Source organism: Limosilactobacillus coleohominis 101-4-CHN (assembly GCF_000161935.1).
Classification (GTDB): domain Bacteria; phylum Bacillota; class Bacilli; order Lactobacillales; family Lactobacillaceae; genus Limosilactobacillus; species Limosilactobacillus coleohominis_A.
In genome coordinates this window covers 1-21756 of the sequence record NZ_GG698807.1, presented here as the reverse complement: position 1 = coordinate 21756, position 21756 = coordinate 1, and the positions used below count along the sequence as shown (strand labels likewise).

The following is a 21756-nucleotide window of genomic DNA, read 5'->3' as shown; positions in this document are numbered from 1 at the left end:
CTACTATCACCCGCCTTTTTTATACGAGCTTATAACCAAACCCACGAACCGTTAACAAATGCACCGGATGTTGAGAATCATCCTCTAACTTATCACGTAAATGACTAATGTGAATGTCGACAATCCGCGAAGTCTCCAGTAAATCGTATCCCCAAACCCCATTCACTAACTGATCACGACTTAATACTTGTCCACGATTATTCACCAAATACATCAATAACTGAAATTCTTTCGGTGTTAATTGAATCTGTTGACCGTGCTTGGTCACCAAATAATTCTTTTCGTCAATCTGCCATTCACCCACTCGTTGATGACCTTCAACATGGAGTGAATAATCATGCTCTCGTGTAACAACCTTTGGCTGTGTTAGGCGACTATAAACCCATAGACGTTGCTTAGTTTGCGCAATTAATGCTGCTCCGTAGAAAGGAAGTAATACCACATCGTCCACCCGCGCTTGATACAATTTTTGTGCTAAGCAATCGGTCAATGTTCGCGTCATAATCATAATGGGTCCCATTACCTGATCACGAATCAAGGTCACCGTCGCAATTGTAGTGTCGAGATTAACATTGGTTAAATCCCCACCAAACGCCATGGTATTGATCACCATCTAGCTTCACCACTAAACCCGTCGGCGTAGTGACCTGTTCAACCTGCCACTGCGCTTTTTGGGCAATTAATTTTACTTGCTCAGCCAATGCTGGTTGCTGAGTCATCAGTAGAAACTTCTTCACCATGGCTCCCTCTCATAATTTACATAACATTTACATTCGAACAACTAAATATTTACATCCGCTTGATATGCTTCTTTTGTACCATGAAATCCATGCAGTGACAATTACTTTCTGCATATTTTAAAGGAGTCACATTAATGAAAAAATGGCTAAGTGCTGGTGCAGCATTGATTATCGTTGCCCTCATCATTGTTAGTTGGGCAACGGTCCGTCACCAAACTAAACCACAAAAAATTAGTATCGTCGGCTCAACAGCCTTACAGCCCTTAACTGAGGCTGTTGCACACCAGTATCAGCAAAAGCATTCTGGAATTCACATTACCATCCAAGGTGGCGGTTCGGGAACGGGACTCAGCCAAGTTCAAGCAGGCGCCGTCGATGTTGGTAATTCTGACGTCTTCGCTAGTCAACAAAATGGGATTAACGCTAAGAAGTTGCGCGGACATGTGGTTGCAGTAGCTGGAATTGTTCCGATCGTTAATCCGAATTTACCTGTAAATAATCTTTCCATGGAACAGCTTCGCCAGATCTTTACCGGAAAGATTACTAATTGGCAGCAGGTAGGAGGCCCGAATGAAAAAATCACCGTTATTAACCGTGCTCACGGTAGTGGTAGCCGGGTAGCATTTGAACAAACCGTTTTTAAAAATAACGATGAAGCAGTTATCAGTCAAGAACAAGATTCGAACGGCACGGTAAAAGAGATCGTCGCCAATACTCCCGGAGCAATTAGTTATATCACTCGCTCTTACGTTAACCAACGCGTAAAGCCACTCCAACTGAATCATTTTAAGGCAACTAAAGCCAATATTACTACCAACCGTTGGCCGTTGTGGTCATATGAGCATATGTATACCAAATTAAATCCCAACTCGGCAACAACACAGTTCATTCGCTACATGCAATCGCCAGCTATCCAGCAGCGACTCGTTAACTCCACCAATTACATTAGCATTCATGATATGAAAGTTAAAAAAACCGCTAATAACCAAATTATTGAGGAAAAATAGGTATGAAAAAATGGTCAAAACAGCTCACTGGTCCTTCCGCCGAAAGTCATCAGGAAGTAACTGGTAAAATCATTAGCTTCTTATCCATCGCTACCATCGCAATTTTAGTAATTACTATCTTAGTCTTCCTAACTTACCAAGGGTTTGCCCTTTTTACTCAAGATCACGTCAAATTGATCAACTTTCTAACTGGTCAAATTTGGAAACCAGGACAAAATCTTTTCGGCGCCCTTCCAATGATCGTTACCTCGCTATTGGTTACTTTGTTATCCGGGATCATTGCACTCCCACTAGCACTGATCGTAGCTATCGCAATGAGCTTAATTTTACCGCAACAAGTTTACAAAGTCTGTCAACCAATTGTGGAACTCTTAGTTGGAATTCCATCCGTTGTTTATGGTTACGTTGGGCTCACCGTGGTAATTCCATTTTTACAAAAAATGTTTGGTGGGACGGGCTTCGGAATTTTGGCAGCAATTGTTGTGCTCTTCTTAATGGTGCTGCCAACGATGACTTCGATGACCATTGATAGTCTGAATGCTGTTCCTAAGTCATACCGAATGGCTTCAGCTGGTCTTGGCGCAACCCGGTGGCAAACTATTTCCCGGATTATCTTACCTAGCGCCAAGGGTGGCATTCTAACTGCAATGATTTTCGGCATGGCACGGGCATTCGGTGAGGCGCTGGCAGTGCAAATGGTGATTGGTAATACAACCGTGATCCCCCACGGATTAACCGAACCAGCGGCAACATTAACCAGCGTCCTTACCACTGGAATCGGGAACACCGTGATGGGGACTCCCGCGAACAACGCCCTGTGGTCGCTGGCCCTCATTTTATTAGTTCTCTCCCTAGCTTTTAACCTCCTCATTCACTTAGTTAATCGGAAAGGAGCCCATCATTCATGAATCCCGTTAAAATTGATCGGATCGCAACCACTATTATTCTTGGTTTCTCCGCTCTCATTGGCGTTCTAATCCTATCCCTCCTTGGCTACCTGCTAGTCACTGGTTTACCCAATATTTCATGGCATTTTATTACTAGCCAAGCAGAATCTTTTAGTCGCGGCGGTGGCATCCGTGATCAGCTTTTTAATTCCGTTTACCTGCTCTTTTTAACAATGCTCGTTTCCGTCCCGCTGGCCTTGTGTGCCGCAATTTATTTGAGTGAATATGCTCCACAAAACTTATTTACGAGCTTAATTCGGCTAGCCATGGAAGTACTTAGCTCTCTCCCATCAGTAGTGGTCGGCCTCTTCGGCTACTTAGTCTTTGTCATCCAGTGGGGTCTGGATTTCTCACTACTTGCTGGTGCGATGGCACTAACAATCTTAAATCTCCCCCTACTAACCAGAAGTTGCGAAAACGCCTTGCAACAAGTTCCATCATTACAACGACAAGCTGGTCTTGGACTAGGAATGTCTAAATGGCGGGTAACCACTAAAATTGTTCTCCCGGCAGCATTACCTGGAATTATGACGGGAACCATTCTTAGTGCCGGACGAATTTTCGGTGAAGCTGCTGCATTAATTTACACTTCCGGTCAAAGTTCATCCGTAATTAGTTACTCTAATTGGAACCCGTTTAGTCCAACTAGCTTTCTGAATCCACTGCGCCCGGCAGAAACACTTGCTGTCCATATTTGGAAAGTTAATAACGAAGGATTAGTTCCTGATGCACGAGCGATTTCAAATGGGGCAGTCGTAATTCTGTTACTAACGATTCTATTCTTTAACTTATTAGCCCGCTTTATCGCTCACCGACTTAGTCAACGACAAGGATTAATCAAATAGAGGAGGATAATCAATGACTAACATTTCAAATCCCGCAATTTCTGTTGAGGCACTCGGTGTCGCTTACGGCGACCATCCGGTGATTGAAAATATCTCAATGAAATTCCCCAAAAATCAAATTACTGCTTTGATTGGTGCTTCTGGTTCTGGTAAGTCTACGCTCCTCCGTAGCCTTAATCGGATGAACGATGGTTTAGCCACGGTTACCGGTAAAATTCACTTCCATGATGTCGATATTAATCAACCCAAAGTAAATATCTATCGTGTTCGACAACAAATTGGAATGGTCTTTCAGCAACCAACCCCCTTCCCCCTATCAATTTTCGATAATGTCGTGTATGGACTTCGTTTAGCTGGGGTTAAAGATCGAAAAGTATTAACAGAACGTGCTGAAACAAGTCTGAAACAGGCTGCCTTATGGGGTGAAGTCAAAGATTCCCTCAAGAAAAGTGCCCTCGCCCTATCTGGTGGTCAGCAACAACGACTTTGCATTGCGCGCACTCTCGCCGTTGAACCAGAAATTATCCTCATGGATGAACCAACTAGTGCATTGGATCCCGTCTCGACAACCCAAATCGAAGATACCCTTGTGCACCTCAAAGAGCGTTTTACCATTATTATGGTGACTCATAACATGCAGCAGGCATCGCGTTCTGCTGATTGGACAGCCTTCTTGCACCAAGGTGAATTAATTGAATATAATCAAACTGCAGATATTTTCCTGAACCCTCAGAAAAAACAGACCGCTGATTATCTGAGCGGTAAATTTGGTTAGGAGGCCGACCATGGGCGAAATTTTTAACGATGAATTAAAACGACTACGTAGCCACTTTATGGAAATGGGAATTGACGCAAGTGAACAAATCTACCAAGCTACACAAGCATTTACCAACCACGATCCAGAACTAGCTAAAAAGGTTTTGTCTGGTGATTCGCACATTAACACTGATGAGGTTAATTTAGAAAAACAGGCATTAAAACTAATGGCATTGCAACAACCAGTTGCTGCAGACTTCCGTAAAATTATTAGTATTCTCAAAGCTAGTACTGACATCGAACGCATTGGTGATTATGCTTCGCACATTGCTCAATGTACCGTCCGTATGGCTGATCATTATCAGGATCAAGCGATTCAAGATAATATTCAACAAATGATGATGATCGTCCGCAAAATGCTTGAACAAATCATGGACGCCTATGTTTTCACTGACGAGAAGACGGCCTCCAAAGTTGCGAACGAAGATTTAAAAGTCGACGTTCTCTACGTTGAACAGCAACAACGGATCATTGGTGCTTTAAAAGCCAGTAATGATCATGTCACTTCGTATGAAACCTACCTCAACGTGATTCGTTACTTAGAACGCGCGGGTGACCACATTGTCAATCTTGCCGAATGGATTATCTATAGCGGATCAGGAGAACTCGTCGAACTGAATCCTGGTAAGGCCGACCACCATCTTGTGGGACGCAAGCTTCGCGAACATCATACTAACTAAAAATAGCTTCAGTGCTCGGTAATGCCGAACTCTGAAGCTATTTTTGGAGAGTATCAATATGGATTATTCAAAGAGTACTAATTTTCGTCTAATGCAGTCGCGTTTCCGCGAACCCGGAAGAAGTGGAATGCTAATCCGAGAACCAAACCAGCTAGTGCTGGCACTAGCCATGAGAGGCCTAAACTGGCAAGGGGTAAATGGCTCCGCACTGCAGCAACTGCGGTACCAAAAGCACTCGCGCTAACTACTTTCGGGAAAGATACTACCATATCACCAAGAGCTGGAACGACAGTGAATAGTACAACAAACAGGTAAACAACCCCGTCACGGTTGAACATTGGTGAAAATACTGACAAAAGGATTAATACTAAACATAGTGGGTAGAGGAACATCAACATTGGTGTTGACCAGGCGATGATTGTGTCTAAACCAAAGTTTGCAGCTAAGAATGAAGCTAACGTCGTTAAGGCTAACCATGTGTGGTAAGAAACCTTTGGAAAGTGTTTATGGAAATCTTGCGCAAAAGCTGCTACCAATCCAACGGCGGTTGTTAAACAAGTCACTGTGATCAATACTGCCAGAACTGCTTGACCAAAGGCACCACCATAGTAGCTAACAACTTGGTTAAATGCGACCCCACCATCAGCAGAAAGCTTAAAGTGACCAAGGGACATTGCACCAACCACGATTAATAATACGTAGATAAATGCCACCATACTCATGGAGACTAATCCTGCTTTACCAACAACCTTTGCGACATCCGATTCACGTTTTTGGCCCATTTGCCGTACCGCATGCACAACAGTGACCCCAAAGGCTAGTCCTGCAGGAGCATCCATCGTATTGTATCCTTGTAAGAACCCATTAACAAATGAAGAATGCACGTAAGCAGAAGTGGCCGGTGCCGACATTGGATTACCCATCGGCCGTAAAAAGGCAACTAAAAACATTAAGAATAATAATGCCAAGAACATTGGGTTTAAAACCTTACCAACGTTAGAAAGAATATCATTTTCGCGGTATGAGAATGCAAATGCTAACGCAAAGAAAACAGCTGAAAAAACTAACAGTGCGACTTGATGGTCAGCTTTGGGAACGAACGGGGCGACACCAACAGTAAAGGAAACTGACGCCGTCCGTGGTGTACCAAATAAGGGGCCGATCGTTGCGTGAATTAAAACCATGAAAACTAGTGCAAAGCCAACTCCCAATGGACGGCCAACATCAAAAACCCCTTCAGCACGGGTGACTGCAATTGCCATAACTGATAACAGTGGCAACAGAACCCCCGTCAATAAGAAACCAACCGTAGCTAGGCCCCAGTGACCACCGGCTAATTGTCCTAAATGAAGTGGAAAAATCAAGTTCCCCGCCCCAAAGAACAAACCAAATAGTAATGAACTAACAACTAAATATTCCTTTGTGGTTAGTTTACGTGACGCTAAATCATTCATAATTCTCCCTCCAATATCATTGCGAATGAATTAACATCGAGCCCAATAAAAAAGTCCCTTGACTGATCATTGACCAGTCAAGGGACGTCATACGCGGTACCACCCTTGGTTTATACTAATATTGCTATTAGTACCTCAATACGTACAGCAAAATTGCGATACGCTGACGCTGTAATGGGTGTCATACCACTGTACCTTGGACAGTACAGACTCGAAAGTGATTTTCACGCTTTCTAGATTCGTTCCCCTCTCACCAAACGGGATTCGCTTTCGATTAGAAATCGCTACTCTTCTTTCTCATTGTGCTCGAATAATTAATTTATGAGTATATTCTAATCAAGTTCTAATCTTTCGTCAAGGCTTTTTTCATAATTTTTTTGAATTAATTCATCTTTCCGTATTTCAAAAAGGTTTGACACTAGAATTATGCTAGAATGATACACATTATAACCATCCAACAAAGGAGAATTAATTATGGTTGAACGTACCCATCATCATTATCCACGGAAGTCACCACGTCATTATCAGCATCCTGTCGATGTCAAAATTGGTGACCGCTTCCCATTAACCATAAAAAAACTGGGGGTTGCGGGCCAGGGAATTGGCTATTTTAAACACAAGGTGTGTTTTGTTCCCGGTGCACTACCAAATGAAGTCGTGGTTGCCGAAGTCACAAAAGTTCACGAAAAGTATCTCGAAGCAGCTATCCATCGTCTGAAAAAAACTAGCTCAGACCGGGTCATTCCGCGGGATGACTATGCATTAGACGCTGGTGGTTTTGAACTTGAAAATTTAGCCTATCCAGCACAGTTACGATTCAAACGGCAAATGGTAATTGAAAGTTTAGCTAAATTTAAACCTCGTGGTTACCGTCACTATGAAGTTCGTCCAACCATTGGCTCTGAAAAACAATATGGTTACCGTAATAAAGCTCAGTTCCAAATTCGTCAGCAAAATGGGAAAGTCGTTGCTGGTCTTTATCGTTCTGGCTCTCATGAAGTTGTTGATATGCAAGAATGCGCTGTTCAAATGCCAGGAATCATGAGAGTAATGCGCGCCCTCGTTGATAAAATTGCGCAATTAAAAATTCCGTTGTATGACGAAAGCAATCATAGCGGGATTTTAAAAACGATTGTCGTTCGTGAATCTGCAACAACTCATCAAATTCAAGTAACTTTCATTACTAATAGTCCTAAATTACTTAAAAAACATCAACTCCTGACTTTCATTGCGGAAAAATTACCGTCCGTCGTTTCTGTAATGCAAAATATAAATCCCGGGGATACCCCACTAGTTTGGGGAACTGAAACTATCCACCTCGCTGGTGATTCTTACATCACTGACAGTCTGATGGGATTAGACTTCCACCTTTCCGCACGTTCCTTTCTCCAGCTCAATCCATATCAAACCGAAACTCTATATGAAGAAGCTGCTAAGGCGATGGAATTAACCAGCACAGATACCCTAATTGATGCATACGCAGGAATCGGAACGATCGGTTTGGCCCTTGCCAGCCGCGTTCATGAAGTTCGTGGAATGGAAATCATTCCAGAAGCTGTCGCCGATGCAAACCAGAATGCCACCTTAAACAACATCACTAATGCCAAGTACGAAACTGGATCTGCTGAAGAATTATTACCGAAATGGCGAGCTGAAGGTCTCCATTTTGATGCTTTAGTAGTGGATCCTCCTCGGACTGGTCTAGATAACAAATTAATCCAGCAAATTTTGCAAGAAAAACCAACGAAGTTTGCGTATATTTCCTGTAATATGGCATCACTTGCCCGAAACTTGGCCCGCTTGGTTCCTACCTACCGTGTTGATTACATCCAACCAATCGATATGATGCCTCAAACGGCAAGGTGCGAAGCAGTTGTTAAATTAAGCTTAAACAAATAAAAAGGAGCTGTGACACAAACCCGATTACTTTAATAAAAAGCGAACAGCGCAGTACACAAATGGCCTCCAGTGCTCGGCAAAGCCGAACTCTGGAGGCCTATTTGTGCTTGCGGGGGGCGTGAAAACGAAGTCATAAATGACTTCTGTCACGCTCCCTTTTATTTCCCAGGAAATATTAATCAAAGTAATGTTGAATAATTTCCCGATATGCTTTAATCGTTGCTAAATAACTTGAAATTGTGGTGTACTCATTAATCTGATGGGCAATGTTCCAATCATCCGCCCCTAACACGATTACTGGGAGCTCTTGATTATGCTTAACAAAGACACTCGCATCTGTTGCACCATTAATCGTCTTTAATTCTGGTGTACTGTGATTTGATACTGCTTGATAAGCCCGTTGTGTTGCTTGAAGTGCACGTTGAACAAATTTACCTGATGGATCAGAAGCTACTGGGCGGAAATTATGAATCAATTCTAATGATAACTGCCCTTTTCCTTCTTGATTAACTTCACTAATCGCTCTGTTAAGCCGCTCAATTACTTGATCATTATTAAAGGTCTTAGTAGGTCGTATATTCCCTTTAAGCGCAGCCGCATCCGGAATGGTGTTGACTTGATCACCACCGTTAATTACCGTCACACTATGTTTCACAGTTCCTAAATACGGATCCACAGGAGCATCATTGAACAAGTCGCGTTCTTTTACGCAGAAATCAACTAATGCATCAATAGCGTTGACCCCATTTTCTGGCTGACTAGAATGAACTGACTTACCAGTACTTGATACTCGGTAGTTCATACTTCCCGAGTGCGCATACACTACGTTGCCGCTGGTTGGCTCACCAACAAGTAACCCAACTAAATCTTTGGCAACTCCAGCAGCTTCCAAACGGTTGGCACCAGGAGTTCCATATTCTTCACCCGCCGTTGCAATGAACCTAACGTGACCAGCTGGTAGTGCATCCGTATCGTGCAATTCAATCAATGCAATCGCTTCAGCAGCAAGACCGCTTTTCATATCAGCAGAACCGCGACCATACAAGCGATCCCCATCACGAACAGGAGTAAATGGACCGTGCTGCCACTTGTTTTCATCTCCCGTCGCAACAGTATCCATGTGACCAGTTACACCAAAAACATCATCGCCAGAACCGAAGTCGGCAATTAAATTGGCACGATGGTCACCGAATAAATCAATTTTCGCCTTAATTCCATGACGGTCAAAGAGTTGTTGTAAATACTTCGCAACCTCTTCTTCATTACCATTCACGGAATTGATTTTGATCAAATCTTCCAGTACTCGAACTTGTTCATCTTTCTCCATACCTATGCCTTCTTTGCTTAGCGACTTTGGTGATTTAAGCGTTGTGCTAACCAATCACCAACTAATTGAATAATGACCACTAATAGTAAAACTAAGATCGTTGCGACAATGGTTACATCATTATTAAACCGGTTGTACCCGTATGCAATGGCGGTATTACCAAGTCCACCTGCACCGATTGCTCCAGCCATCGCAGTTAACCCAACTAAACTAATCAAAGTTACGGTCGAGACCCGAACTAACTCAGAACGGGCTTCACGAAGATAGACATCAAAGATGATATCGCGATTAGTTGCGCCAAGCGCTTCCGCTGCTTCAATCTTACCTTCATTTACACTTTCTAAAGCCACTTGAACCTGACGTGCATAGAATGGGAAAACCCCCAAAGATAATGGCACAAGTGCTGCAGTTGTCCCAATTTGAGTTCCGACAATTAATTGAGTAAACGGTGCGATAAACGCTAATAAGATAATAAATGGTACGGCCCGGAAGAGTGAAACAACTTTATCACAAAAGCCAAACCAGAATCGGTTTTCCAGAATGCCGCCAGGTTTAGTAATCACCAAAACGACACCAAAAATTAAGCCAAGAATCCCGCCAAAAATCGCTGGCCAAAAGGTCATGTAAATGGTTTGCCAGATGGAAGTTCCCCAACCGGTATCGCCACCCCAGCCAAGATTAGCAACATTCGGTAAATATTTTGCTAATAAACTAGTCATTCCAAATCCCCCGATCATCAATCTTTGTTACCTCAACATCTTTTCCTTTCAAGAGGTCAACCACGCTGTCTAATTCTTTTTGATCACCCTTGACCAGAATAAACATTGTCCCAACTGGTTCATCTCCAAGTACTTCAATATTTCCGTAGAGCATTGAGACATCAACCCCCAATTGCTTATACAGATCCAGAATAATTGATTTAGTAACATTAGCTGCACTAAAGACAACTTGGAATAGCTGTTCATTTGGTGCTAAATGACCAAGATCAAAGGCCCGAAGTGTTTCAATGGCGGCCAGTGAACCACCAACAAATTGACGGGTGAGTTCCTCCTTTGGACGCAGGTAAACATCACGTAAGTTCCCCTGTTCCACGATGACCCCATGTTGCATTACTGCAATCTTATTGGCAACTCGTTTCACTGCATCCATTTCGTGAGTAATCAAAACCACTGTTAACCCCAACTTTTTATTAAGATCCTTTAGTAAATCAAGAATTTGGTTTGTGTTCCGGGGGTCTAGTGCCGAAGTGGCTTCGTCTGAAATTAAAATTTCTGGATCATTGGCTAATGCTCGAGCAATCGCTACCCGTTGCTGTTCCCCACCAGATAATTGGACAGGATACGCGTTGGCCTTATCCTTTAAACCTACTAAATCGAGTAGTTTTAGGACTTTTTCTTCAGCCTCATCATCAGAGATGGAAGAATGTTTTAAGGCAAACAACACGTTTTCGGCAACCGTTGTTTCATTCAATAAGTTAAAATGTTGGAAAATCATTCCAATATTACGACGCTTTTCCTGAAGCTCTTTATTATCAACTTGTTGTTGACCATCTTTGAAAAGGACTGTTCCAGCAACGGTCACTGAACCTGCCGTCGGCTTTTGTAAAAGGTTAATTGTCCGCACAAGGGTTGATTTACCAGCACCTGAATAACCGACTACTCCATAAATATCGCCCTTTTCAACTTTCAAATTAACGTTTTGTACTGCCTTAACATCAGTCCCCTTTTTTTGATGGAAGGTCACGCTGAGGTTGTCTAAATCAATGATGTTCGCCATATTCTACCTCTCCTTGCTAATTAGTTTAATTTCAAGTCCCAAGCGGTCTTTTCGGTATCACCGTAGTACTTTTGGTAAAGCTTCTTAACTTGTGGAGTTTGGAAAGCCTTCACAACATCCTTGTATGCTTGTTTATTTGCATCAGACTTCTTAGCTGCAATAATGTTAATCCATTGTTCAGAATCCTTGTTAAGTGGTTCAACGTAGATGGTTTCTTTCTTAGTTAATCCAGCTGGTGCAGCATAAGTATTGTTAACAACTGCTGCATCTACATCGTTTAATGACCGCGCAGTTTGTTCAGCGCCAAGTTCCTTAATCTTAAGGTTCTTCGTGTTCTTATCAATATCAGCAACCGTTGCTAATTTACCGGTTCCCTTCTTGAAGGTAATTAATCCAGCGTTCTTTAATACATACAATGCCCGACTTTCATTAGAAGCATCATTTGGCACAGCGATTGTTGCACCATTTGGCAAATCTTTAATGCTGTTGTACTTCTTTGAGTAAAGACGAATTGGCGCGATAACCGTCCGTCCAATTGAAACCACTTGACCGTGATTAGCTTTATTCCAAGCGTTCAAGAATGCGGTATGTTGAAAGGCATTTAAATCAATGTCTCCATTTTGGACTGCCTTGTTTGGCTGATTATAGTCAGAGAAATTCTTAACTTTGACTGTTACGCCATACTTTTTCTTGGCCGTCTTGTTAACTTCATCCCAAATCTTTTGTTGTTGGTTAGTTAAACCGACAACCCCAACCGTTACCGTCTTCGCTTGTTGTTGGCGATGGTGAGCAAAACCAGCAATCCCGCCAATTAAAACAATTGCAACAATAATAATGGTCCAAATTAACCCTGTGTGTTTTCTTCTCTTCATAATCAAAATCTCCCTCTCAATATAATTTCAAATTATTTAATCAACTAATCTAAAGCATGATGAACAAAAAAATCGCCCTTTATCTATTTCTAGATAAAGGACGATTACTCGCGTTGCCACCTTTAGTTCGTTGAACCCTCACGAGTCCAACCTCAGCAGGTTACATGAAGGACGTCTCCCTCGTATAACCTTGCACTAATAACGTGTGCAACTCCGTCACCAGCTAACATCACTGATGCCATTCCAAGCCCATCTTCAGAACCTTCAAACACTTCTTTACACCATCCAGAAGCTCTCTTCAGATCTCCAATTCCTACTCTGCTTTTCGATATGTTTATTTCGATTAATTGATTATGAGTAATAATAATTTAATTCTCATTTTTGTCAACACATTTTCTAATATTTTTTTGCAAACTTTTTAGATGACTGATTCCTGCCGACTGATAATTAGTCAGACCCGTTGACTTATGATATGATATGTACCTAAGAATAAAGGAGGGTTCGCATTGCAAAATCCATTTGGAAACAATAACAATAACGATCCAAACAACATTTTTAATAATCTCCCAATTCCACCAAACTATGCGAAAATTAAAAATGACCAAGGTGATTTGCGAATTGCTAAGGTGGGAATCTCATGGACGACCTTTTGGTTTGGACCACTACCAGCACTCTTCCGTGGTGACTACTACAACTTCTTCTTGGAGTTAGTTCTCGCGGCTGACTACGTCTTAGTTGCACTATTCTTCAAACTGGGTGCATTGCTGACATTTCCTTGGCCAGCACTAATCTTTGCCTTGTTCTATAATATGATGTACTTTCGTCACCTCTTTAACAAAGGTTATTATCCTGCGGACGCGCACTCGCGAGAGTTACTGATCAAGAGTAAATACCTAAAAGAACAAAAATAAGGACTCACTTGTCACAAGCAAAAGAGGGCTTCAACGTTCGGTAATGCCGAACGCTGAAGCCCTTATTGTGTATAAAATCTTTTTTAATGCTGATTCATTTCCCGGGAAATGAACAAATTACTCTGAGTATTCTTTAGACCACTGTACTGGATCTTTTCGCCATGCATGGAGTGAAGCAAGTTGGTCATCAGAAATCATCTGATTTTGTTTTGCTGTCTCGATTAACGTCGTGTAGTTAGTAACTGAATAATAGGGTAATCCTGCTTCTTTAAAATTATCATCCAATGCCTGTAATTGATAACTAAAGATGGAAACAACCCCAATGACATCTCCACCTGCGTCTTTAACCGCTTTAACAGCTTTTAGTGCACTGCCACCAGTTGAAAGTAAGTCATCAATCACAACTACTTTTTGACCTGCTTTTAAAACCCCTTCAATCTGGCGACCACGGCCATGATCCTTCGGTTTAGAGCGAACATAGACAAGTGGCTTTTGAAGACGCTCAGCTACATATGCTGCGTGGGGAATTCCTGCAGTTGCAACTCCCGCAATGACATCTACATCATCAAGATGATGCTTAATTAACTCAGTCATTCCCACTGCAATATTCCGACGAACAAATGGGTAGGAAATTGTTAACCGATTATCTGTGTAGATTGGCGCGCGCATTCCACTCGCCCACGTAAATGGTTCGTCTGGTTTCAGAGTTACCGCATTAATATCTAATAAGTTTTTTGCAACAATTTCTAATTGTCCAACCATTATTCTTCACCTTCCATAAATGCTTGTCGAATTGCTTGATATGCCGCCACCGGATTATCACTTTGTGTAATTGGCCGTCCAACAACAATTCCATTGCTACCTAATTTCCGTGCCTGAGCTGGCGTTACCACCCGTTTTTGGTCATCATGTACAGATAAATTCGGTCTGATTCCTGGTGTCACACATAAGAAGTCTGGTTTAGTTACCGTGCGAATTGCTTCCACTTCTTGGGCAGAACAAATGACCCCATCGAGTCCGGCCCGTTCAGCAACCTGTGCATAATTTTTCACCACATCGATTAATGGCAAATCCACATGTTGTTCATTTTTGAGAATATTTTCATCAATTGACGTTAATTCTGTAATTTCCAATAACTTGGGCTCTGGTAACCCAGCTTCGTGGGCACCTTCTACGAGTCCTTCTTTAGCCGCTTTTAACATTTCAGTGCCACCTGCTGCGTGGGTTGTTGTGTACCGAACTCCTAACTTACCAATTACTCGCATTGCCCGGTGCACCGTATTCGGAATATCATAAGACTTTAAATCAAGGAAAACGGCTAATCCCCGTTGCTTAGCTTGCTTAACAATTCCAGGGCCAAACGCATAGTAAAGTTCCATCCCAATCTTAACAATCGGGGTATGGTTAGTATCACCTGCTAGTTGATCAAAAAGTTTTAAGGCCGCTTCCTTTGTATCAACATCAATTGCGACCATTGGTTCAAAGCGTTCCATTTGTTTTTCCTCCTATTGAAAAAAAGCAGTCCCCGCAAAGAGGACTGCTTTCGTGGATTATTATCCCTAACCCGCTTTCGCCTTTTTGCCCTCTCTGGAGCGAATTAAATGGTGAAATTCTAATTATCTTCAATTGAAATATCTTCGTGACCGTCATATTCCTCAACTGCCACATGTACCGTTTCATTCAATGACGTTGGGATGTTCTTGCCGACAAAGTCTGGACGAATTGGTAATTCACGATGACCACGGTCAACTAAGACTGCTAATGAAATCCGCTTAGGACGGCCAAGATCCATTAACGCATCCAAGGCTGCCCGAGCTGTCCGCCCCGTAAACAAAACATCATCCACTAAAATAACGTGCTTATCATTAATATCAACTTTAATATCACTGCCATTCACTGTTGGTTGGGTTTTGTGATCAGCAATATGGCGGTCATCCCGATAAAGTGTGATGTCCAATGAACCAACTGGAATTTTGACTCCCTCCAATTGTTCCATCCGCTTAGCTAAACGTTGCGCTAAATAAATTCCTCTGGTCTTGACCCCAACAAACACTAAATTCTCGACACCTTTATTTTGCTCGATGATTTCGTATGTAATGCGTGTCAATGCTCGTTGCATACTGGATCCATCAACAATCTCATGGGCCACAATCAACACTCCTTTTCCATAATAAAAACGCCTTTACGTACATCGGGGACATAAAGACGTGAATGTTATCTATCGATTCCCCTTTGGACCTCTCTGGGTCGAGTTAAAAAGGCTTTATTTAGGAATAGTCTACCCGTCTCATGGTTGTGTGTCAACCATTTAACAGCGTATAATGGTGAGCATAATTAATTTTGAAAGGACTGGTTCCGCGTGAATAATTTTATGTTTGATTTCGACGGTACCCTCGCTGATTCTGGAACCGTGGTAACCGTCGCCACTCAAAAAGCATTCATTAAAAACAACTTGCCAGCACCCACTAAACAACAAGTGCTCGATTACATGGGATTACCAATTGAAACATTCTTCCCCATGTTGGCACCACTAGCTCCGCAAAAAGTTCTTCATCAGCTCTATGATGACTTCCGAATTTTTTGCGCGCAAAATGAAGATGCAGGTACTAAATTTTTTGATGGTGTAATTCCCACCCTTAAACAGCTTCATGCCAATGGTAAAGACCTTTTTATCCTTTCTAGTAATTCATCAGCAACGATTTATCATCATCTGAAACGTTTCAAAATCGACCAACTCTTTACCGAAGTTGTCGGCTCGGACATGGTTAAAAACTTTAAGCCCAATCCAGAAAGTGTTAACCGTGTAGTCCACGACTTCAATCTTAATCGGCAACAAAGTGTTATGATCGGCGATGCCCGTTATGACCTCCAAATGGGTAAGAATGCCGCGGTTAAGACTTGTGGTGCAACTTGGGGTGCCTTTAATATCGACTCCCTCAAGCAAGAACAACCCACCTATTTAATTCATCAACCTCAGCAATTGCTGAATTTTTAATTAGTTATTGCGATCCAAATTAATGTTTGTTAGAATCGGAGAAAATAATAAGTAATACATCAGAGGGTTTGTAACCTACAAGCTGGATAAGATGCTGCTGCGGCAGAAATTCTTATCCAGCTTTTTTTCAAGGAGGATTAATCATGAAATTTGTTATTACTTCAGATATTTTTGAACAAGTTCCTAACATGTACGTTGGTGTTGTCGTAGCTCATGGAATTAATAATTCAATTGACTACCCAATTATTGATGAAATGCTAAATAAATATATGCAAGCTGCTCAGGAAAAATTTGCGGATACAAACGTTAAGCAACGACCAGAAATTATCCCATATCGGGAAGCCTTCCGAAAAATTGGTATCAATCCTAACCGATTTCCTTACTCAGCTGAAGCACTATTTAAGCGTCTTTCTAAGGGTAAAGATTTACCGCACATTAACCCCCTTGTGGATTTAAATAACGCGATTTCGCTTAAATACACAGTTCCAATGGGCACCCATACTTTAGATAACGTCACAGAAGATATCATGATGCGGACTGCTAAAGCTGGTGATCAATTCGTTCCTCTAGGGAAGGATACTGTTGAAACTCCTGATGATGGAGAAGTCGTTTACGCAGTTGGTAACGAAGTCCGAACGCGCCGCTGGACTTGGCGACAAAGTGAATACGGTAAAATTACCCCAGATACTAAAGACGTTTTCTTCCCCATCGACGGATTCGTTGACATTAATAAAGAGGCAGTAGACCAAGCAAAGGAAGACTTAGCCAACCTACTTCATAAAATTTTTAGCGTTGAAACCCAATCAGGAATTGTGGACCGAACCCATCCATCCTTTGAATGGAATTAGTAATTGTTCCGCCGCCCCGTTCGTTGTATATTAAAAAGGTAATATTATTGGGTGGAGGCTTTTTATAATGATTAGAAAACGGATGGCAGTGTTAACGGTTGCTGGTTTAGCATTTGCGCTGGCTGGCTGTACTCAGCAAAGTTCGCCAACCAACAGCGCCAGTTCATCCAGTTTATTAGCAAGTAGTTCCAGCACAAAAATTAGCGAAAATAATTTAACTCCTCAACAAATGGTAAGCGTTGTTACCACGTATGCTGGAAATAAATTTGGTAGCGACTGGGCAACGACAGCAAAGCAAGCCAAAAAGGAAGGGCTGCAAGTTGATTTATACCCAGCAGGCAACTATCAATTGGCAGACCGTGGTCAAGGAGTGGCTTATAATGTTAAAGCTACTGGAAAGCGTTCTAGCCTCGTTTATACGGTTAAGGATAATGATGTCATCATTTATCAAAATGCTGAAAAGAGTCACGCTGGTAAAAAGTTAGCTACCGTCAGTCGTTCAGAAATGGTGAAGTTCATTAATGATAAAGGTCAAGGGAGCTTTGTAAATCGTCTCGCGCAAAGCGCTCAAGTCAATGATAAGCGCGATTCTACTAGTAGCGTCGCCAGTTCATCATCTTCCAACGAAAATGGTAAATATGGTAACGAAGGTTCTGTAACAGTTCCTACTGATATGCGCGGTACGTGGTATACGGCTGATGATGATAGTAATGGAACGATCACATTTGGCAAGAACACCTTCCAATATACTGGTCCTGATGGAACAAATGGACTGATGCACCTTTATAAGCAAGGCAAATTGGATGAAGATACCATGATGGATCAAAAAGTACAAACCGCTACTAAAAATTGGATGCGAACAGACTTCCATGATTACCGAAGCATGCATTGGATCCACATGGAGGGATGGTGTCAAAGTGCTGGTGATGGTTCATACTACGCCGTTCACTCCGAAACAATCAATGGACAACAAGTAAAAGTTCTTGTCCAAGCTGGTGGTGCTGAACTTTGGGTTGCTAATGTTTGGTACCAAACAAAGGATCTTGCTCATCAAAACGCTGATAGAAAATTTGATGATCTTCATTACCCAGACGATGAATAAATCTAACCACTTAATTCTTGACCACTTTCCAATTTCTGAAGGGGAGTGGTTTTTTATTACTCCTAGAAAATGTTGCAATTAATTGCCTAATTTGGCTAGGGTAATAAGGTATCAACTTTAAAATGAACGGAGAAATTGCATGACATCTAATACCATTAATATCGACCGTCATACTCGGAATATTATTGCAGCAATCCTGCTGTTAGCTGACTTTATTAGTTTAGCAAGCCAAACGATGATCGTAACTGCTTTACCGATTATTCAACAAGACCTTCATGTATCACTTACCACGGCCCAGTGGCTAACGACTGGTTACACTCTCATTCTTGGTCTCACCATCCCACTTTTCTCGAACATCTATAATAAATACACCGATCGGGGAATTTATCTTAGCACCGTTGGCTTGTTCATTATTGGAACTGCCCTTGGTTGTATTGCAACTAACTTTCCGCTTCTGCTTTTGGCACGCTTAACACAAGCGGCGGCCGGCGGTGTCATTATGTCACTACAAATGACAACCATGATTTCAATTTTCCCAATTGAAAAGCGAGGCACTGTGCTGGGGATGACAAGCTTAATTATCTCGACTGCGCCTGCAATCGGGCCGACTCTGTCTGGTTTTCTACTCGAATACCTTTCATGGCGATGGTTATTTATTAGTGTGCTGCCACTGATGATCGTTTGTTGGTTAATTGGTTTCTGGAAACTTTCTAACTATTCACCAATCAAAGATGTTCGCTTTGATTACCCTTCAATCCTTACCTCCCTAATTGGAACTGGCTTAGCTCTTGGTAGCTTGAGCGTCTTTCAAAGTAATCTTGAAGCTGGCCTAGCAATGCTGGTATCTGGTTGCCTGTTCATTTGGTGGTTTGTTCATCGTCAACTTCACCTAAAAAGGCCAATGTTGAAAGTAACCATTTTTAAATATCCATCTTTCCGTCTCATGACACTCGTTGGTTTGCTAGCCTTCATGATTATGTTAGGAACTGAGCAGGTTTACCCAATTTTCACGGAAAAGATTCTGCACACCAGCAGCCTTACCTCTGGGCTGATTCTATTTCCAGGAGCACTAGCTAATGGGATTGTCGCTTTCTTTGCTGGTCGTCTCTATGACCAATACGGTTTTAAATGGCTAATTATTTCTGGTAGCTTACTAATTGCCCTTGCCAGCATTCCCCTGCTTTTCATTTCTTCGTCTACGTCAATCTTGACACTAACTGTGATTTATATCGTCCGCTTAATCGGTAATGCCTTAATATTTAGTCCCGCCCTAACAGAAGCATTTTCTGATCTTAAATTAGAAGAGAACAGTCACGGAACCGCTCTTAATAATACCGTTCGACAAATTATGGGGTCAGCATCCGTAACCATGATGGTCGTAATTACTGACGCTCCCCGATCAATTGTTCAAGGAGCCCACTGGGCATTCGGAGTTACCCTTCTGATGGTTGTCGTGCTAATGGTTGTTCTTGGACGATATCTGACCATTAAAAAGCAACATTAAAGCCAAACTAAGAGGCTGAGAAATAATCTCAACCTCTTTACTAATTTAAAAATAAAAATGTAACAGCGCAGTAGCTGGCTGGGGTTCGAATACAAAGTCCTCGAATCGGAGTTGCCAGCCGATTTGAGGACTTTTGTCTCACTCCCTTATTCTTCGTTAATCACAGCTAACATGGCTGCACCATATTGATCTAATTTTCGTTGACCGACTCCTGCAACGTCCAACATTTCAGCTGACGATTGTGGCCGTTTTCTGGCCATATCATGAAGAGTTCGATCAGAAAAAATCATAAATGCCGGTACTCCTTGTTCCTGAGCTAACTCCCATCTTTTAACCCGTAGTTTAGCAAATAGTTCCCGATCTTCTGGTAACTCATCTTCAATTTGAGTTGCTTTTCGATCCGGTTTAATTTCTTGACGTCGTTGAACATTTTCGTGACCATTTAAGACATTCCAGCCGCGTTTAGTAATACCAACTACCGGATACTGACTGCCACGAAGTTCTAAATACCCAGTAGCGCACAGGTAGTCAATTAAACTCACTGCTTGTTGTTTAGATAAATTATTCAATGAATTGTAACTTGATAATTTATCTGCCTGCAGCTGACGTATCCGTTCGCTCTGTGAACCCGTGACTACCTGTGCAATCACACCCTTACCAAACCGACTATGTAATTCATTGACGGCGGTGATAATCAATTTTGTTTCACGTGTAACATCGATTAGTTTGCGCTGATCTAAACAGTTACTGCAATGACCACAAGGGTCACAATGTTGACCGAAATATTCAACAATTTCTTGTTGCAAGCACCGCGGTGTGTTTGCATAATCAATCACCGCTTGCAATTTTTGGTATTGAACATCACGATACTCTTCATCGGCTTCTGACATCTCAATAAAACGTCGATACTGTTGCATATCGCCGGCATGAAATAACATTACCGCTTCACTCGGCAAACCATCTCGTCCTGCGCGACCAGCTTCTTGATAATAAGATTCCATATTTTGCGCACTGGCTGCGTGGACTACAAACCGAACGTTGCTTTTATCAATCCCCATTCCAAAAGCATTGGTTGCCACAATCACCGGGATGCGATCGAATTGAAAGTCATCTTGAATTCGGGCACGCGTTTGATTATCCATTCCTGCATGATACGGTTCAACATTAAACCCACGGTCATTTAAATATTCCGCTAACGCTTCTACTCCCTTGCGCGTATTAGCATAAATAATCCCGGCTTCATCCTGATGATTTTTGAGATATTCTGCAATATACCGTTTGGTATCTGATTGTGGTTGAACAACCTTAAAACTAATATTGGGTCGGGTAAAATTCGTTACAATAAAATCATTTGGCTCAATCGCTAGTTGCTGGCCAATATCCTGTTGAACCCGGGGTGTCGCTGTCGCAGTCAGTGCTAAAGTTACTGGCCTCGACTTTAGTCCTGCAATCGCGGTCCGCAGTTGACGATACGCTGGGCGAAAATCATGACCCCATTGCGAAATACAGTGGGCTTCATCAACCGCCACTAAGTTAATATTGAGGTAATTAAGCTGGTAACGGAAGTAGTCCATATTTAACCGTTCAGGAGTCACGTAAATCAGTTTTAGTTTTCCTTCATACGCTTGACGAAGAATCGGATTCACCTCATCGCGAGGCGTAGTACTGTTAATGGCTGCTGCTTCAATCCCGTTTTGGTGAAGTGCATCGACCTGATCCTTCATTAGAGAAATCAATGGTGAAACAACAATTGTTACCCCTGGATTGAGTAAGGCTGGGATTTGGTAGCACAATGATTTACCACCACCTGTTGGCATCACGGCCAAAGTATTGCGTCCACTCAGAACCGCACTAATCACTTCCCGTTGTCCCGGTCGAAATTCATCGAATCCAAAGACCGTCTTTAAGACTGACTGTGCATTGTTCATGGCTTAGCTCTCTCCTTTAATCATTCCATTATTAGTCATCATCTGAATTATAACCGAGTAATTATAATCGAGCTATCTTCTTTCACAAAAAACCGCCCACCTCTC

20 protein-coding genes, 1 pseudogene and 1 other annotated feature are annotated in these 21756 nt (G+C 42.1%); of the genes and pseudogenes, 11 read left to right on the top strand and 10 right to left on the bottom strand.

Annotation, left to right across the window (positions count from 1 at the left end):
- Positions 1-19: 19 nt before the first annotated feature.
- Positions 20-740 (bottom strand): annotated as a pseudogene (locus tag HMPREF0501_RS08130) (winged helix-turn-helix domain-containing protein).
- Between the two features lie 134 nt (positions 741-874).
- Between HMPREF0501_RS08130 and HMPREF0501_RS08125 the strand changes: the two are divergent.
- Genes HMPREF0501_RS08125 through phoU form a run of 5 tightly spaced genes read left to right on the top strand, consistent with a single transcriptional unit; the run spans position 875 to position 5035 of the window.
- Complete coding sequence (locus HMPREF0501_RS08125) at positions 875-1747, top strand: phosphate ABC transporter substrate-binding protein (protein ID WP_006917525.1); 873 nt, start codon at positions 875-877, stop codon at positions 1745-1747.
- 2 nt (positions 1748-1749) lie between these two features.
- Positions 1750-2655 carry a phosphate ABC transporter permease subunit PstC gene (gene pstC, locus HMPREF0501_RS08120; RefSeq protein WP_006917524.1) on the top strand — a complete coding sequence of 302 codons (906 nt, stop codon included), beginning with the start codon at positions 1750-1752 and terminating at the stop codon, positions 2653-2655.
- The gene (gene pstA, locus HMPREF0501_RS08115) at positions 2652-3539 is read left to right on the top strand and encodes a phosphate ABC transporter permease PstA (RefSeq protein ID WP_006917523.1); all 888 of its coding nucleotides are present in this window, start codon (positions 2652-2654) and stop codon (positions 3537-3539) included. The genes pstC and pstA overlap by 4 nt, the downstream gene beginning before the upstream one ends.
- Before the next feature lie 13 nt (positions 3540-3552).
- Positions 3553-4314, top strand: a complete 762-nt coding sequence (pstB, locus tag HMPREF0501_RS08110; protein ID WP_006917522.1) for a phosphate ABC transporter ATP-binding protein PstB — start codon at positions 3553-3555, stop codon at positions 4312-4314.
- Positions 4315-4324: 10 nt separating this feature from the next.
- On the top strand, positions 4325-5035 hold the full coding sequence (phoU, locus tag HMPREF0501_RS08105) for a phosphate signaling complex protein PhoU (protein ID WP_006917521.1): 711 nt from the start codon (positions 4325-4327) through the stop codon (positions 5033-5035).
- Between the two features lie 77 nt (positions 5036-5112).
- Here phoU and brnQ read toward each other — a convergent pair whose 3' ends face one another.
- A complete protein-coding gene (gene brnQ / locus HMPREF0501_RS08100; protein ID WP_006917520.1) occupies positions 5113-6489 on the bottom strand; it encodes a branched-chain amino acid transport system II carrier protein in 1377 nt (458 codons plus the stop codon).
- Between the two features lie 474 nt (positions 6490-6963).
- Here brnQ and rlmD point away from each other — a divergent pair, with 474 nt between their 5' ends.
- Positions 6964-8388, top strand: coding sequence for a 23S rRNA (uracil(1939)-C(5))-methyltransferase RlmD (gene rlmD / locus HMPREF0501_RS08095; protein WP_006917519.1), 1425 nt, complete (start codon positions 6964-6966; stop codon positions 8386-8388).
- 175 nt (positions 8389-8563) lie between these two features.
- Here rlmD and HMPREF0501_RS08090 read toward each other — a convergent pair whose 3' ends face one another.
- Genes HMPREF0501_RS08090 through HMPREF0501_RS08075 form a run of 4 tightly spaced genes read right to left on the bottom strand, consistent with a single transcriptional unit; the run spans position 8564 to position 12366 of the window.
- The gene (locus HMPREF0501_RS08090; protein WP_006917518.1) at positions 8564-9715 is read right to left on the bottom strand and encodes an ArgE/DapE family deacylase; all 1152 of its coding nucleotides are present in this window, start codon (positions 9713-9715) and stop codon (positions 8564-8566) included.
- 17 nt (positions 9716-9732) lie between these two features.
- Positions 9733-10434, bottom strand: coding sequence for a methionine ABC transporter permease (locus tag HMPREF0501_RS08085; RefSeq protein ID WP_006917517.1), 702 nt, complete (start codon positions 10432-10434; stop codon positions 9733-9735).
- The gene (locus HMPREF0501_RS08080) at positions 10427-11491 is read right to left on the bottom strand and encodes a methionine ABC transporter ATP-binding protein (RefSeq protein ID WP_006917516.1); all 1065 of its coding nucleotides are present in this window, start codon (positions 11489-11491) and stop codon (positions 10427-10429) included. The genes HMPREF0501_RS08085 and HMPREF0501_RS08080 overlap by 8 nt, the downstream gene beginning before the upstream one ends.
- A 20-nt stretch (positions 11492-11511) precedes the next feature.
- Positions 11512-12366: a MetQ/NlpA family ABC transporter substrate-binding protein gene (locus HMPREF0501_RS08075; protein ID WP_191975874.1), complete on the bottom strand. Its 855-nt coding sequence runs from the start codon at positions 12364-12366 to the stop codon at positions 11512-11514.
- A gap of 90 nt (positions 12367-12456) precedes the next feature.
- Positions 12457-12701: a binding site (T-box leader), on the bottom strand.
- A gap of 168 nt (positions 12702-12869) precedes the next feature.
- On the opposite strand from HMPREF0501_RS08075, the gene HMPREF0501_RS08070 reads away from it, so the two are divergent.
- Positions 12870-13274, top strand: a complete 405-nt coding sequence (locus HMPREF0501_RS08070) for a hypothetical protein (RefSeq protein WP_006917514.1) — start codon at positions 12870-12872, stop codon at positions 13272-13274.
- A gap of 117 nt (positions 13275-13391) precedes the next feature.
- Here HMPREF0501_RS08070 and pyrE read toward each other — a convergent pair whose 3' ends face one another.
- The 3 genes from pyrE to pyrR all read right to left on the bottom strand — a co-directional run bounded on the left by pyrE (position 13392) and on the right by pyrR (position 15423).
- Positions 13392-14036, bottom strand: a complete 645-nt coding sequence (gene pyrE / locus HMPREF0501_RS08065) for an orotate phosphoribosyltransferase (protein ID WP_006917513.1) — start codon at positions 14034-14036, stop codon at positions 13392-13394.
- Positions 14036-14767, bottom strand: coding sequence for an orotidine-5'-phosphate decarboxylase (gene pyrF / locus HMPREF0501_RS08060; RefSeq protein WP_006917512.1), 732 nt, complete (start codon positions 14765-14767; stop codon positions 14036-14038). Before pyrF ends, pyrE begins: the two co-directional genes overlap by 1 nt.
- 119 nt (positions 14768-14886) lie before the next feature.
- A complete protein-coding gene (pyrR, locus tag HMPREF0501_RS08055; protein ID WP_006917511.1) occupies positions 14887-15423 on the bottom strand; it encodes a bifunctional pyr operon transcriptional regulator/uracil phosphoribosyltransferase PyrR in 537 nt (178 codons plus the stop codon).
- A 210-nt stretch (positions 15424-15633) separates the two neighbouring features.
- On the opposite strand from pyrR, the gene HMPREF0501_RS08050 reads away from it, so the two are divergent.
- From HMPREF0501_RS08050 to HMPREF0501_RS08035, 4 genes are all read left to right on the top strand, one after another.
- Positions 15634-16269 carry an HAD family hydrolase gene (locus HMPREF0501_RS08050; protein ID WP_006917510.1) on the top strand — a complete coding sequence of 212 codons (636 nt, stop codon included), beginning with the start codon at positions 15634-15636 and terminating at the stop codon, positions 16267-16269.
- 143 nt (positions 16270-16412) lie between these two features.
- A complete protein-coding gene (locus HMPREF0501_RS08045; protein WP_006917509.1) occupies positions 16413-17117 on the top strand; it encodes a B3/4 domain-containing protein in 705 nt (234 codons plus the stop codon).
- Between the two features lie 67 nt (positions 17118-17184).
- Positions 17185-18219 carry a hypothetical protein gene (locus HMPREF0501_RS08040; RefSeq protein WP_006917508.1) on the top strand — a complete coding sequence of 345 codons (1035 nt, stop codon included), beginning with the start codon at positions 17185-17187 and terminating at the stop codon, positions 18217-18219.
- Positions 18220-18358: 139 nt separating this feature from the next.
- Positions 18359-19723: an MFS transporter gene (locus tag HMPREF0501_RS08035; RefSeq protein ID WP_006917507.1), complete on the top strand. Its 1365-nt coding sequence runs from the start codon at positions 18359-18361 to the stop codon at positions 19721-19723.
- 146 nt (positions 19724-19869) lie between these two features.
- Here the strand turns inward: HMPREF0501_RS08035 and recQ are convergent, their stop codons facing one another.
- The gene (gene recQ, locus HMPREF0501_RS08030) at positions 19870-21651 is read right to left on the bottom strand and encodes a DNA helicase RecQ (RefSeq protein WP_006917506.1); all 1782 of its coding nucleotides are present in this window, start codon (positions 21649-21651) and stop codon (positions 19870-19872) included.
- Positions 21652-21756: the final 105 nt, after the last annotated feature.